Source organism: Klebsiella sp. CD33, assembly GCF_051992865.1.
GTDB classification, from domain to species: domain Bacteria; phylum Pseudomonadota; class Gammaproteobacteria; order Enterobacterales; family Enterobacteriaceae; genus Klebsiella; species Klebsiella pneumoniae.
This window is the reverse complement of record NZ_CP197023.1, coordinates 3,598,431-3,613,114: the sequence shown is the minus strand read 5'-3', so window position 1 is coordinate 3,613,114 and position 14,684 is coordinate 3,598,431. Positions and strand designations below refer to the sequence as shown.

At 55.4% G+C, this 14,684-nt stretch carries 13 protein-coding genes; 4 read left to right on the top strand and 9 right to left on the bottom strand.

The annotated features are described in order from the left end of the window. Positions 1-209: 209 nt before the first annotated feature. The 5 genes from asnB to nagB form a co-directional block, all read right to left on the bottom strand. A complete protein-coding gene (gene asnB / locus ACR809_RS17880; protein ID WP_122051467.1) occupies positions 210-1,874 on the bottom strand; it encodes an asparagine synthase B in 1,665 nt (554 codons plus the stop codon). A 278-nt stretch (positions 1,875-2,152) separates the two neighbouring features. Continuing rightward, a complete protein-coding gene (locus tag ACR809_RS17875) occupies positions 2,153-2,905 on the bottom strand; it encodes an HAD-IIA family hydrolase (protein ID WP_002894738.1) in 753 nt (250 codons plus the stop codon). Between the two features lie 116 nt (positions 2,906-3,021). Then, positions 3,022-4,242 carry a DNA-binding transcriptional regulator NagC gene (nagC, locus tag ACR809_RS17870; protein ID WP_002894742.1) on the bottom strand — a complete coding sequence of 407 codons (1,221 nt, stop codon included), beginning with the start codon at positions 4,240-4,242 and terminating at the stop codon, positions 3,022-3,024. A gap of 8 nt (positions 4,243-4,250) precedes the next feature. Continuing rightward, positions 4,251-5,399: an N-acetylglucosamine-6-phosphate deacetylase gene (nagA, locus tag ACR809_RS17865; RefSeq protein ID WP_002894747.1), complete on the bottom strand. Its 1,149-nt coding sequence runs from the start codon at positions 5,397-5,399 to the stop codon at positions 4,251-4,253. A 113-nt stretch (positions 5,400-5,512) separates the two neighbouring features. After that, positions 5,513-6,313, bottom strand: a complete 801-nt coding sequence (nagB, locus tag ACR809_RS17860) for a glucosamine-6-phosphate deaminase (RefSeq protein ID WP_002894749.1) — start codon at positions 6,311-6,313, stop codon at positions 5,513-5,515. Positions 6,314-6,627: 314 nt separating this feature from the next. On the opposite strand from nagB, the gene nagE reads away from it, so the two are divergent. Both nagE and glnS read left to right on the top strand, forming a co-directional pair. After that, entirely contained in the window at positions 6,628-8,583 is a 1,956-nt protein-coding gene (gene nagE, locus ACR809_RS17855; RefSeq protein WP_004147599.1) for a PTS N-acetyl glucosamine transporter subunit IIABC, read from the top strand. 178 nt (positions 8,584-8,761) lie between these two features. Then, positions 8,762-10,429: a glutamine--tRNA ligase gene (glnS, locus tag ACR809_RS17850; protein ID WP_023283434.1), complete on the top strand. Its 1,668-nt coding sequence runs from the start codon at positions 8,762-8,764 to the stop codon at positions 10,427-10,429. A gap of 53 nt (positions 10,430-10,482) precedes the next feature. Here the strand turns inward: glnS and ACR809_RS17845 are convergent, their stop codons facing one another. Continuing rightward, a complete protein-coding gene (locus tag ACR809_RS17845; RefSeq protein WP_410404544.1) occupies positions 10,483-10,635 on the bottom strand; it encodes a hypothetical protein in 153 nt (50 codons plus the stop codon). A 229-nt stretch (positions 10,636-10,864) separates the two neighbouring features. On the opposite strand from ACR809_RS17845, the gene chiP reads away from it, so the two are divergent. Together chiP and chiQ are read left to right on the top strand one after the other, a co-directional pair. Then, on the top strand, positions 10,865-12,268 hold the full coding sequence (chiP, locus tag ACR809_RS17840; protein WP_004152230.1) for a chitoporin ChiP: 1,404 nt from the start codon (positions 10,865-10,867) through the stop codon (positions 12,266-12,268). 47 nt (positions 12,269-12,315) lie between these two features. Next, a complete protein-coding gene (gene chiQ / locus ACR809_RS17835) occupies positions 12,316-12,648 on the top strand; it encodes a ChiQ/YbfN family lipoprotein (protein WP_002894759.1) in 333 nt (110 codons plus the stop codon). Positions 12,649-12,699: 51 nt separating this feature from the next. Here chiQ and ACR809_RS17830 read toward each other — a convergent pair whose 3' ends face one another. The 3 genes from ACR809_RS17830 to fldA form a co-directional block, all read right to left on the bottom strand. Beyond that, complete coding sequence (locus ACR809_RS17830; protein WP_205841484.1) at positions 12,700-13,143, bottom strand: citrate transporter CitA domain protein; 444 nt, start codon at positions 13,141-13,143, stop codon at positions 12,700-12,702. 121 nt (positions 13,144-13,264) lie between these two features. Continuing rightward, positions 13,265-13,717 (bottom strand): ferric iron uptake transcriptional regulator, encoded by a 453-nt coding sequence (gene fur, locus ACR809_RS17825; RefSeq protein ID WP_002894761.1) that lies wholly within the window; start codon positions 13,715-13,717, stop codon positions 13,265-13,267. A gap of 291 nt (positions 13,718-14,008) precedes the next feature. Then, a complete protein-coding gene (gene fldA, locus ACR809_RS17820; protein ID WP_002894765.1) occupies positions 14,009-14,539 on the bottom strand; it encodes a flavodoxin FldA in 531 nt (176 codons plus the stop codon). Between the last annotated feature and the right edge of the window lie 145 nt (positions 14,540-14,684).

Below are 14,684 nucleotides of genomic sequence, written 5' to 3'. Positions count from 1 at the left end.
TTGCGGGGCGCATTATGCGTATTGGGCCTGCGAGCGTCAACCTCTTTTTCAAGGAAAATCGTTGTAATGTGACTGTTTGGTTAGGTTGCGAACAGCTCGCTGGAATATTCGGCAATTATTGGTTATTTATCGTTTTTCAGCGGTATAAATCCGGCAAAAAGAAAACGGACCCCGGAGGGGCCGTTTTGCGTTGCACCGCCCGTCTGGGCTTATTTGTAGGCCGACTGGTGGACACCGACCGCGCGGCCTGATGGATCGTTCATGGTTTTGAACGCTTCATCCCACTCAATGGCTTTCGCTGAAGAGCAGGCCACCGACGGACCGCCAGGGACGCACTCCGCCGCGCTCGGCAGCGGGAACAGCTCTTCGAAGATCTCGCGGTACAAATAGCCTTCTTTGGAGGTCGGCGTGTTGTACGGGAAGCGGAAGCTTGCGGTTTCCAGTTGCTGGTCGCTGATCTGTTTGGCGGCCACTTCTTTCAGGGTATCGATCCAGCTGTAGCCGACGCCGTCAGAGAACTGCTCCTTCTGGCGCCAGGCGACGCTGGCCGGCAGGTAGGATTCAAAGCATTCGCGCAGAATGTGTTTTTCCATTTTGCCGTTGCCGCACATCTTATCCTGCGGGTTAATGCGCATCGCGACGTCGAGGAACTTCTTGTCGAGGAACGGCACGCGGGCCTCCACGCCCCAGGCGGACATCGCTTTGTTGGCGCGGGCGCAGTCAAACATATGCAGCGCCTGCAGCTTACGCACCGTCTCTTCGTGCAGTTCTTTGGCGTTCGGCGCCTTATGGAAGTAGAGGTAGCCGCCGAACACTTCGTCCGAACCTTCGCCGGAAAGCACCATTTTGATGCCCATGGCTTTAATTTTCCGCGACATCAGGTACATCGGCGTCGAGGCGCGAATAGTGGTCACATCGTAGGTTTCGATGTGATAGATAACGTCGCGGATGGCATCCAGCCCTTCCTGGACGGTAAAGTGAATTTCGTGGTGCACGGTGCCGAGGTGGTTGGCCACCTCCTGCGCCGCTTTCAGGTCAGGAGAGCCTTCCAGACCGACCGCGAAAGAGTGCAGCTGCGGCCACCAGGCTTCGCTACGCTCCTGATCTTCGACGCGACGGGCGGCGAATTTCTTGGTGATAGCCGAGATGACCGATGAATCAAGACCGCCGGAGAGCAGCACGCCGTAAGGCACGTCGGACATCAGGTGGCTTTTCACCGACTCTTCCAGCGCCTGGCGCAGCTCGTTCTTATCGGTAACGTTGTCTTTCACCGCGTCGTAATCAAACCAGTCGCGCTGATAGTACTGGCGAATTTCGCCGTCTTTGCTCCACAGGTAGCTGCCCGCCGGGAACTCTTTAATGGTGCGGCATACCGGCACTAGCGCTTTCATTTCGGAGGCGACATAGAAGTTGCCGTGTTCGTCATGGCCCATATACAGCGGGATAATGCCGATATGGTCGCGGCCAATTAAGTACGCGTCTTTTTCGCTGTCGTACAGGGCGAAGGCGAACATTCCCTGCAGATCGTCGAGGAACTCCGGGCCTTTTTCCTGATACAGCGCGAGGATCACTTCGCAGTCGGAACCGGTCTGGAACTGGTAGCGATCGCCATACTCCGCGCGCAGCGCCTGGTGGTTGTAGATCTCGCCGTTAACGGCCAGCGCATGGGTTTTTTCGGCGTTGTACAGCGGCTGGGCCCCGGCGTTGACGTCGACAATCGACAGGCGCTCGTGCGCCAGAATCGCTTTGTCGCTGGCATATACGCCAGACCAGTCCGGACCGCGGTGGCGCATCAGGCGGGAAAACTCCAGCGCCTTTTTACGCAGCTCGCCTGCGTCAGTTTTAATATCCAGTACGCCAAAAATAGAACACATAGCCTTCTCCATTACCCTGTCGTGTTTGATGTTGTGCTGGCTTCGTCTCGTAGCGAAGCCTGAGTGCGTGCTTAAGAAAATGCCGTAAAGGGGGAGCAGGCGCAAGGGTTTTGCGGCCGGAAAAAGAAAAAACGCAACCGTGATTGTTGAACAGTGAAAAAAGAGTATCTTTTGAACGGCTTTATTGAGGAATTCGTATTTATAGGCCGTTTTTATTAGATGGGGTAATTCTGATGGGCGCTAGAAATGAAAAACCACGTCCTGCGACGTGGTTGGCATCAGAAAATATCGATTTCCGCGACGGAAGGGTAAATCCACGACGGGCGGAACGGCATGCTGTCGATGTCGTCGAGGGTGGAGACGCCGGAGAGCACCAAAATAGTCTCCAGCCCTGCCTGGAAACCGGCCAGTATATCGGTGCGCAGGTTATCGCCGACAATCACCGTCTGCTCGGAGTGAGCCTGCATTTTATTCAGCGCTGAACGGATGATCCACGGGCTGGGTTTGCCGACGTAAAACGGCTTACGGCCGGAGATCTTCTCGATCCCGGCGCACAGCGCGCCGCAGGCAGGGTAGAAGCCGCGACCGTGCGTATCCGGGTTAGTGGCAATGAAGCGGGCGCCGTTGGCGACGAAGAAGGCGGCCTTATGCATCATTTCCCAGTTAAAGGAACGAGTTTCCCCGACGATGACAAAATCCGGGTTCACATCGGTAATGGTAAAGCCGGCTTTGTACAGCTCGTGGATCAGCGCCCCTTCTCCCACCACGTAGGCTTTTTTGCCTTCCTGGCGACGCAGAAAATCGGCGGTGGCCATCGCTGAGGTGTAAAAGGCGCTATCCGGAACATCAATTCCAGCGGTGGCGAAACGGTTCGCCAGATCCTGGCCGGTTTGCGACGGGTAGTTGGTCAGCATTACCAGCGGCATGCCTTTATCGAGGATGCGCTTGATAAACTCGGCTGCGCCGGGAACGGCGACGTTATCGTGCATCAGTACGCCGTCAATATCACAAATTATGTTTTGAATGGTCATGGTGGGTCCAGAATCATTAACAAAGACGAAACTATACGCGTCATCGATGAGGTTTCACACCTCTGACGGGCGAGGCCCGTCCGTATCAAGGTGACGCGCTATCAGAAAAGGGGCGATTAGCTCTCAAGCAAACGCTGCAGCAGCGTGCCATTGAGCATGGCGCGTTTGACCAGCGCGAAGGCGCCGATTGCAGAGCGGTGATCGAGGGTGGAGCGCACCACCGGCAGGTTCTTACGAAACGCCTTAAGCGCCTGGGCGTTAATGCAGCCTTCGATGGCCGGAAGAAGGACCTTTTCAGCTTCCACTATTTCGCCGGCGACGACGATTTTTTGTGGGTTGAACAGGTTAATGGCGATGGCGATCGTTTTCCCGAGGTGGCGCCCCACGTACTCAATCACCTCGCAGGCCAGGGCATCGCCCTTGTTGGCCGCTTTGCAGATAGTTTTGATCGTGCAGTCATCCGGCGTCAGACGGCTCTGGTAGCCCTGCTCCAGCAGGTGGCGAACCCGCTGTTCAATGGCGGCATTGGCCGCGACGGTCTCCAGACAGCCGAAGTTGCCGCAGTGGCAGCGTTCGCCCAGCGGGTCGACCTGAATATGGCCAATTTCGCCGACGTTGCCGTTGCGGCCGATAAAAATGCGCCCGTTGGAGATAATCCCCGCCCCGGTACCGCGGTGCACGCGCACCAGAATGGAGTCTTCGCAATCCTGGCTTGCGCCAAAATAGTGCTCGGCCAGCGCCAGGCTGCGGATATCGTGGCCAACAAAGCAGGTAACGTTGAAGCGTTTCTCCAGCGCCCCGACCAGGCCCCAGTTTTCCACCGCAATGTGCGGCATATAGCGGATCACGCCGCTTTCCGGGTCGACGAGGCCCGGCAGGATCACTGAGATAGCGATCAGCTCGCGAATTTTGCGCTGACAGTTTTCGATAAAGGTGGCGATGATATTCAGCAGGGCGTGTTCCAGCGTTTCCTGGGTGCGCTCGGGCAGCGGGAAGTGCTCCTCTTCCAGGGTCTTGCTGCTTAAATCATACAGGGTCAGAGTGGCGTCATAGCGGCCAAGCCGCACGCCGATGGCGTTGAAGTTGCGAGTTTCTGCGATGATAGAGATAGCGCGGCGGCCACCGGTGGAGGCCTGCTGATCGACTTCTTTGATCAGGCCGCGCTCAATAAGCTGACGCGTGATTTTGGTCACGCTGGCAGGGGCAAGCTGGCTTTGTTCGGCTATCTGAATGCGCGAGATGGGCCCATGCTGGTCAATCAGGCGGTACACGGCCGCGCTGTTCAGTTGTTTTACGAGGTCAACGTTACCAATTTGAGCTTGTCCGCCTGCTGTCATACTTTTACTTACTCAGTGACGACCTCGTTACCATTAACGATGGTCTTGGTGATTTTATAATCGCGTGTAAAGGCGGTCAGGTTAGCGACCATGCCCGGCGCAATGCTGCCGAGCTGCTTGTCCACGCCGATAGCGCGCGCAGGATAGAGCGTCGCCATGCGCAATACTTCGTCCAGTGCCACGCCGCAATGCTCAACCAGATTACGCACCCCTTCAATCATGGTCAGGGAAGATCCGCTGAGGGTGCCGTTTTCATCTACGCACAGCCCATTGCGGTAGTATATTGTTTTCCCGGCAAAAATGAACTGGTCAATATTCGCCCCCGCCGGCGCGGTGGCGTCGGTGACCAGGCACAGCTTGTCGCCTTTCAGGCGCTTGGCGTTGCGCACGTTGGCGTAATCGACGTGCATCCCGTCGACGATGATACCGCAGTAGACATCCGGCTCGTCAAAAATCGCCCCGGCAAGACCCGGTTCGCGGCCGGTAATGTACGGCATCGCATTATACAGGTGGGTGGCGAAGGTAATGCCCGCGCGGAAGCCGACTTTCGCCTCTTTCAGCGTAGCGTTGGAGTGGCCCGCGGAGACAACGATCCCGGCGGCGACCAGTTTGCGGATCACTTCTGGCTCAACGCGCTCAGGGGCGAGGGTCACTTTGGTGATCACATCGGCGTTGTCGCACAGGAAATCGACCAGCGCCGCGTCCGGTTTACGCACGTAGTCCGGATTGTGGGTGCCTTTCTTAACGATATTCAGCCACGGCCCTTCGAGATGCAGGCCCAGCGCCTGGTTCGGATGTTTTTGCAGATATTCGCGCATCACGCGCACGCCTTGCTTCATCAGATCGTCGCTGGAGGTAATCAGCGTCGGCAGGAAGCTGGTGCAGCCTGAGCGTTCGTTGGCCTTCTGCATGATCTCCAGCGTTTCGACAGTGACCGCCTCTGGGCTGTCGTTAAACTGCACGCCGCCGCAGCCGTTGAGCTGGACGTCGATAAAACCGGGGGCGATTATTGCGCCGTTGACTGAGCGCTGCTCGATGTCAGACGGCAAATCTGCCAGCGGACAAAGACGTTCGATAAAGCCATTAGCGATAACAACCGCATGGTCATCGAGAATTTCATGACCGGTATAAACCCGGCCCTGGGTTAATGCATACATTACGACCCCCGGTATATACGCCTCATCAGGTCAGCGTTCGTTCGTTTGCCGCCGGCATGATGGTGCGTACAAAGAAAAAGATGATCCCGCGCCAGGGCGCGGGAAGGACTACATTACAGACCTTTAATATTTTCAGCTTCTAATTCGTTGAAATATTTCAGCGTCTTCACTTTCAGCTCCATGGTGGACGGTTCGTCGCAGACGATCACCGCCTTCGGATGCAGCTGCAGACAGGTAATGGTCCACATGTGGTTGACGTTACCTTCTACCGCCGCCTGCAGCGCCAGCGCTTTCTGATGACCCAGCACCAGAATCATCACTTCTTCTGCGTCCAGCAGGGTGCCCACGCCGACGGTCAGCGCATATTTCGGCACCAGATCCACATCGCCGTCGAAGAAGCGGGAGTTCGCTACGCGGGTTTCATGGGTCAGGGTCTTAATACGGGTGCGGGACGCCAGAGAAGAGGCCGGTTCGTTAAACGCGATATGACCATCGTTGCCCACGCCGCCCATGAACAGGTGGATTTTACCGTAGGAACGAATTTTTTCTTCATAGCGACGGCATTCCGCATCGATGTCCGGCGCGTTACCATTCAGCAGGTTGATATTTTCTGCCGGAATATCAACGTGGTCAAAGAAATTACGGTGCATAAAGCTATGATAGCTTTCCGGATGCTCTTTCGGCAGGCCAACGTATTCATCCATGTTAAAGGTGACGACGTGCTTGAAGCTAACCTGGCCTGCTTTATGCATTTCAACCAGCGCCTTGTAGGCGGTCAGCGGGGTACCACCGGTTGGCAGACCCAGCACGAACGGACGGTCCGCGGTTGGTTTAAATGCATTAATGCGGTTAACGATATGGCGGGCAGCCCATTTACCGACCTGCTCAGCGGTTACCAGGGGAATCAGTCTCATTCTTCACCTCTATAGTCAAAGTAGATTCTGGCGGATTGGCGCCAGCACTCTAAGGAGAGTATTGCAGCAACTGCGCCGACCGGGGTCAATCCGTGTTGATTTTTTGAATGATAAAATAAGTTTTCGTTGTTAGCCAGTGCAAGGGAGGAGGGAATACGATATTTGGTGATAATTATCACAAAAAATACCCGTTTAATTTGCGATACGAATTAATTTTTCACACACTTTGCCGGTAAGTGATAAAACCGACCTTGTTACACAATAAAAAAGTGGCTTTGAAATGAGCCTCATCGGGGTCTCATAGGGGGAATAAGATGAATATTTTAGGTTTCTTTCAGCGACTGGGTAGGGCGTTGCAGCTCCCTATCGCAGTGCTGCCGGTCGCGGCATTGCTGCTGCGTTTCGGGCAACCAGACCTGTTGAATGTACCCTTCATCGCGCAAGCGGGTGGGGCGATCTTCGATAATCTGGCGCTGATCTTCGCAATTGGTGTGGCATCAAGCTGGTCTAAGGATAACGCCGGTTCAGCGGCGCTGGCCGGTGCGGTAGGGTATTTCGTGATGACCAAAGCGATGGTCACCATCAATCCGGAAATCAATATGGGCGTGCTGGCCGGTATCATTACCGGTCTGGTGGCAGGGGCGGTATACAACCGCTGGGCCGGCATCAAGCTGCCGGACTTCCTGAGCTTCTTCGGCGGCAAACGCTTCGTGCCGATCGCCACCGGCTTCTTCTGTCTGATCCTCGCGGCGATCTTCGGCTACGTCTGGCCGCCGGTGCAGCACGCTATCCACTCTGGCGGCGAATGGATCGTCTCCGCAGGGGCGCTGGGTTCCGGTATCTTTGGTTTCATCAACCGTCTGCTGATCCCAACCGGTCTGCATCAGGTGCTGAACACCATCGCCTGGTTCCAGATTGGTGAGTTCACTAACGCCGCTGGCGCTGTGTTCCACGGCGACATCAACCGCTTCTACGCCGGCGACGGCACCGCGGGGATGTTCATGTCCGGCTTCTTCCCAATCATGATGTTTGGTCTGCCGGGTGCGGCGCTGGCGATGTATCTGGCGGCGCCGAAAGCGCGTCGTCCGATGGTAGGCGGTATGCTGCTGTCCGTGGCCATCACCGCGTTCCTGACCGGGGTAACCGAGCCGCTGGAATTCCTGTTCATGTTCCTGGCTCCGCTGCTGTACCTCCTGCATGCGGTGCTGACCGGTATCAGCCTGTTCATCGCAACGGCGCTCGGGATCCATGCGGGCTTCTCCTTCTCCGCAGGTGCAATTGACTACGTGCTGATGTACAGCCTGCCGGCCGCCAGCAAAAACGTCTGGATGCTGCTGGTGATGGGCGTGGTGTTCTTCTTCGTCTACTTCCTGCTGTTCAGCGCGGTGATCCGCATGTTCAACCTGAAAACGCCGGGTCGTGAAGACAAAGCCGCTGACGTGGTAACGGAAGAAGCCAACAGCAACACTGAAGAGGGGCTGACCCAGCTGGCGACCAGCTATATCGCCGCGGTGGGCGGAACGGACAACCTGAAAGCCATTGACGCCTGTATCACCCGTCTGCGTCTGACCGTGGGCGATTCGGCGAAGGTGAACGACGCCGCCTGTAAACGTCTCGGCGCGTCCGGGGTGGTGAAACTGAATAAGCAAACCATTCAGGTTATCGTCGGTGCGAAAGCAGAGTCTATCGGCGATGAGATGAAAAAAGTGGTTACCCGCGGCCCGGTAGCGGCAGCGGCAGCCGCACCGGCTGGCAACGTCGCCACCGCAGCGCCCGCGGCTAAACCGCAGGCGGTAGCGAACGCGAAGACCGTTGAGTCGCTGGTTTCGCCGATTACCGGTGACGTGGTGGCCCTCGAGCAGGTGCCGGACGAAGCCTTCGCCAGCAAAGCCGTCGGCGACGGGATCGCGGTGAAACCGACCAGCAACATCGTGGTGGCCCCGGCCGCCGGTACCGTGGTGAAAATTTTCAACACTAACCACGCGTTCTGCCTCGAAACCAACAACGGTGCGGAAATCGTCGTTCACATGGGTATCGACACCGTGGCGCTGGAAGGCAAGGGCTTCAAACGTCTGGTTGAAGAGGGCACGGACGTGAAGGCGGGTGAGCCGATTCTGGAAATGGATCTGGACTTCCTCAACGCCAACGCGCGCTCAATGATCAGTCCGGTCGTCTGCAGCAACAGCGATGACTACAGCGCGCTGGTGATACTGGCGAGCGGTAAGGTCGTTGCTGGCCAGACGCCGCTGTATGAGATTAAAGGCAAGTAAGGCTCCTGAGTCGAGTTTTTGCCTCAGCGGCGAAGGGAAACCTTCGCCGCTTTTTTTTCCAGCAATCGGCCCCATAATCCTCTTCTGATACCTATTTTACGTAACTAATAGTTGTCACTACGCCCTGCTTGTAAGATCATGTGCCGTTATACGTTGTTTACGCTTTGAGGAACCCGTGATGAGTGAGGCAGAAGCCCGCCCGACTAACTTTATCCGTCAGATTATTGATGAAGATCTGGCTACCGGTAAACATACCACCGTTCACACTCGCTTCCCGCCGGAGCCGAACGGTTATCTGCACATTGGCCATGCAAAATCCATCTGCCTGAACTTCGGCATCGCCCAGGATTATCAGGGCCAATGCAACCTGCGTTTCGATGACACCAACCCGGTGAAAGAAGATATCGAATACGTTGAGTCGATTAAAAACGACGTGCAGTGGTTAGGTTTCCACTGGTCCGGGGACGTATGCTACTCGTCTGATTATTTCGATCAGCTGCATCAGTATGCGGTTGAGCTGATCAACAAAGGTCTGGCCTATGTTGATGAACTCTCTCCTGATGAAATTCGCGAATACCGCGGCACCCTGAAAGCGCCGGGTAAAAACAGCCCGTATCGCGACCGCAGCGTGGAAGAGAACCTGGCGCTGTTTGAAAAAATGCGCAGCGGCGGCTTCGAAGAAGGCAAAGCCTGCCTGCGCGCGAAGATCGATATGGCGTCGCCGTTTATCGTGATGCGCGATCCGGTGCTGTACCGCATTAAGTTCGCTGAGCATCATCAGACTGGCAACAAGTGGTGCATCTACCCGATGTACGACTTCACCCACTGCATCAGCGATGCGCTGGAAGGCATTACCCACTCGCTGTGTACCCTGGAGTTCCAGGACAACCGCCGCCTGTACGATTGGGTGCTGGACAACATCAGCATCCCGGTGCATCCGCGTCAGTACGAATTCTCGCGCCTGAATCTCGAATACACCGTGATGTCCAAGCGTAAGCTGAACCAGCTGGTGACTGAGAAGCACGTGGAAGGCTGGGACGACCCGCGTATGCCGACCATCTCCGGTCTGCGTCGTCGCGGCTACACCGCCGAATCCATCCGTGAGTTCTGCAAGCGCATCGGCGTGACCAAGCAGGACAATACCATCGAGATGGCGTCGCTGGAGTCCTGCATTCGTGAAGATCTGAACGAAAACGCCCCGCGCGCGATGGCGGTGATCGATCCGGTGAAACTGGTTATCGAGAACTATCCGCAGGGCGAAAGCGAAATGGTGGTGATGCCGAACCATCCGAACAAGCCGGAAATGGGCAGTCGTGAAGTGCCGTTCAGCGCCGAAATCTGGATCGATCGCGCGGACTTCCGCGAAGAAGCCAACAAACAGTACAAGCGTCTGGTGCTGGGTAAAGAAGTGCGTCTGCGCAACGCCTACGTCATCAAAGCGGAACGCGTGGAGAAAGATGCCGAAGGCAATATTACCACCATCTTCTGCACCTACGATGCCGACACCCTGAGCAAAGACCCGGCCGACGGCCGCAAGGTCAAAGGCGTGATCCATTGGGTAAGCGCGGCGCATGCGCTGCCGGTAGAGATCCGTCTCTACGATCGTCTGTTCAGCGTGCCAAACCCGGGCGCGGCGGAAGATTTCCTCGCAGTGATCAACCCGGAATCGCTGGTGATCAAACAGGGGTACGCGGAGCCGAGCCTGGCGCAGGCCGAAGCCGGTAAAGCTTACCAGTTTGAGCGTGAAGGCTATTTCTGCCTCGACAGCCGCTATGCAACCGCAACCAATCTGGTGTTCAACCGCACCGTCGGGCTGCGTGATACCTGGGCGAAAGCGGGCGAATAACATTTCTTTTCTGTCAAAGCGTCGCTCCCAGCGGCGCTTTTTTTGTTTCAGAATCAGCTAATTAAACTTTTCATTTTCGCGATGCGAATTAATTCTGTTTCTGCGCGGTAATAAATAGCGCTTCTGATGTTTCCTGTCACATACAAAAAACCAATGTAATCGCTTTCAATGATTGCGTTTTTCCCTGATTTTGCAATGACTTCCATAACAAAATCATCAGAGATAAGACTGTAACAAAACGACATAAAATATGTGCGCTTTGTCATAATCTTAAGCTTTGCCTCACGAAAAACATTGATAATTCGCGTCACGAAAAATAGTCTATCTATAGTGGTTTCGCGGTCTTTTTTACCGCCCCACATTTTGCAGTTTTATTTATTTTTTAGCGATTGACCGCTGGTCTTCGCCTTTTAAAACGTCAAAGAGGATATGCACATGCGTACGTTTAGTGGCAAACGTAGTACGCTGGCGCTGGCTATTGCCGCCGTCACCGCGATGTCGGGCTGGGTTGTGGCTCCACAGGCCAGCGCAGCAGGCTTTATCGATGATTCAACCTTAACCGGCGGTATCTATTACTGGCAGCGTGAGCGTGACCGTAAAGATGTGACCGACGGCGACAAATACAAAACCAACCTTTCCCACTCCACCTGGAACGCCAACCTGGACTTCCAGTCCGGCTATGCCGCCGATATGTTTGGCCTTGATATTGCCGCGTTTACCGCGATTGAAATGGCGGAGAACGGCGATAGCGGCCACCCGAACGAAATTGCCTTCTCGTCACGTAACAAAGCCTATGACGAAGACTATTCCGGCGATAAAAGCGGCATCAGCCTGTATAAAGCGGCAGCGAAATTCAAATATGGTCCGGCGTGGGCACGTGCGGGCTATATCCAGCCAACCGGCCAGACTCTGCTGGCCCCGCACTGGAGTTTTATGCCTGGTACCTATCAGGGGGCGGAGGCCGGGGCTAACTTCGACTATGGCACGGCGGGCGCGTTAAGTTTCTCCTATATGTGGACGAACGAGTATAAAGCGCCATGGCATATCGAGATGGACGATTTCTATCAGAACGATAAGAAGACCAAAGTCGATTATCTCCACTCCGTCGGCGCTAAATATGATTTCAAAAATGACCTGGTGCTGGAGGCGGCATTTGGTCAGGCTCAGGGCTATATCGATCAGTACTTTGCTAAAGCCAGCTACAAGTTTGACGTCGCCGGCGCGCCGCTGAGCACCAGCTATCAGTTCTACGGCACCCGCGATAAGGTCAGCAACGGCGGGGTCAACGACATCTATGATGGCACCGCATGGCTGCAGGCGTTAACCTTTGGTTATAAGGTGGCGGATGTCCTGGATCTGCGTCTCGAGGGAACCTGGGTGAAGGCTGATGGCCAGCAGGGCTACTTCCTGCAGCGTATGACCCCGACCTACGCCTCTTCCAATGGTCGTCTCGATATCTGGTGGGATAACCGCTCCGACTTTAACGCCAACGGCGAAAAAGCGGTCTTCTTTGGCGCGATGTATGACATGAAAAACTGGGATATGCCGGGCTGGGCGTTCGGCGCGTCTTATGTCTACGCCTGGGATGCGAAGCCGGGAAGAATGTCCTCTCCGGATGCGTACTATGACCCTGACTATCGCCTGAAAGAGTCGGCCTATAGCCTGGATGCAATGTATACCGTACAGGAAGGGCGGGCGAAGGGCACCCTGTTCAAACTGCACTTTACCCAATACGACAACCATTCCGATATTCCGAGCTGGAGCGGCGGCTACGGCAACATCTTCCAGGATGAGCGCGACGTGAAGTTCATGGTTATCGCCCCGTTCACTATTTTCTGATGCCTGCGCGGCGGGCGTGAGCCTGCCGCACCTCTGGGAGAACGACAATGAAAAAAATGCTGCTTATTGCCATGATGGCAGCGGGCCTGGTGGCCTGCACCACGTCGCCGGCGCCGAAAGAAGACACCAAACTGAAAGATGCCTATAGCGCCTGTATTAATACGGCGGAAGGGAACCCGGACAAGATTGAAGCCTGCCAGAGCGTACTGAATGTGCTGAAAAAGGATAAACAGCACCAGCAGTTCGCCAACCAGGAGAGCGTTCGCGTCCTGGATTACCAACAGTGTATTCAGGCCACCCGCACCGGCAACGATCAGGCGGTGAAAGCGCGCTGCGATCAGATCTGGAAGGAGATCCGCAGCAATAATACGACCCATTAAATCAGACGGCAGCGGTAAACGGGCGGGGCATACCTCCGCCCGTTTGTTTTTTTAGCGCTGACTCTCCGCCGGCTGATAGCCGCGGCTCAGCCGCACGAACAACAGGACGGTGGCGACGAACCCGCATAGCGCGGCGCACATTAGCCACCAGCCCGGCGCGCTTTTATCGCCGCTGAGCTCGACCAGGGCGGTGGAAATAGCTGGCGTCAGGTCGCCGAAAATGGCAGTAGCGAGACTAAAGGCCAGCGAAAAGCCCACGGTGCGGACGTATACCGGCATCACTTCGGTAAGCGCCGCGACCATCGCGCCGTTATACATGTCAAAGAAGAACGAGAACCATAGCAGGACCAGCGTCATACGGGTGAAATCGGGCGCGACGGTGAGCCAGTGCATCACCGGCCAGGTGGTGAGCAGCGCCAGCACGGTAATGCCCATCAGCACCGGACGACGACCGATCCGGTCACAGATCGCCCCGCTGGCGAAGTTCCATATCAACTCTCCGGACAAAGCGGGGATGAGGAAAGTCACCCCAGGGGCGTGAGCGGGAAGGGCGGCAGAGGCGCCCATAAAAAAGCCAACCGGCAGGTTGGCTTTTCAGTCTCAGCGAAACGGGGAATTATTTTTCCACCGCGTCGTGGGCGTGTTCGTCCTCGCGGCAATCCCCTTCCGCACAGTGACCGTACAGATATAAACTGTGGTTGGTCAGGCGGATGCCGTGGCGGGAGGCAATTTCACGCTGGCGTAATTCGATCGAGTCGTCGCTGAATTCGATCACTTTGCCGCAGTCGAGGCAGATCAGGTGATCGTGGTGATGCTGCTGGGTCAGTTCGAAAACGGATTTTCCGCCTTCGAAATTATGACGAGTCACGATGCCGGCGTCATCAAACTGGTTGAGGACGCGGTAAACGGTCGCCAGACCGATCTCTTCGCCCATGTCGATCAGGCGTTTATATAAGTCTTCCGCACTGACATGATGGTTATCCGGTTCCTGCAGCACTTCAAGGATTTTTAGTCGAGGAAGTGTGACTTTCAGGCCAGCCTTCTTTAATGCGGTATTGTTGTCAGTCATGCGGAATCTGTCCTGTTGCTAAACGATCTACTTCCTTCAACGGAAGTCATACAGAAATTAACCCGACGTAATGCGTCTCATTATAGAACTGCCACTGGTAAATGAAAACTGCAAGCATCAGGCCTGGTTTGCTGTCAAAAACGAGGCACCAGCTACAAACTGCGTCACGTGCCTCGTAGAATCAGAGGACATTGTACAGATATGTGATTAAAAGTTAAAAACTTGTAGCTATTAGTTTGATTGCTTTTGTCTATTAATGCGGCGCAACTCAATGATTGCGCCGCTTAATCATCAGGCGTTTTTGATTTCTTCGAGGTGCAGCTCTTCGGCAACCTGCTTCACCCATTTCTCAACGCGCTCGTTGGTCAGCTCCGGCTGGCGGTCTTCATCGATGGCGAGGCCGACGAAGTGGTCGTCATCCGCCAGGCCTTTGGAAGCTTCAAAATGATACCCCGCCGTTGGCCAGTGACCGACGATGGTCGCGCCGCGCGGCTCAATGATGTCGCGGATGGTGCCCAGCGCGTCGCAGAAGTATTCTGCGTAATCTTCCTGGTCGCCGCAGCCGAACAGCGCCACCAGTTTGCCATTGAAGTCGATCTCTTCCAGCGTCGGGAAGAAGTCATCCCAGTCACACTGCGCTTCACCGTAGTACCAGGTCGGGATACCGAGCAGCAGGATGTCGTGGGCTTCCAGGTCTTCTTTGCTGCTTTTGGCAATGTCGTGAACATCAGCAACATCTTTACCAAGCTGCTTTTGAATCATTTTTGCAATATTTTCGGTGTTGCCGGTGTCGCTGCCAAAAAAGATGCCGATGATTGCCATGAGTAAAATAACCTCTTGAAACTTAAATGATGTGGTAGGGACGCAATGCCCATAGATAACGGCAATCATAGCAGAACAGGCAAGGGCGCGGAAACAGCAATCACGCCCGACTGCACACTCTGCTACATGAATGCGGGTTTTTCGC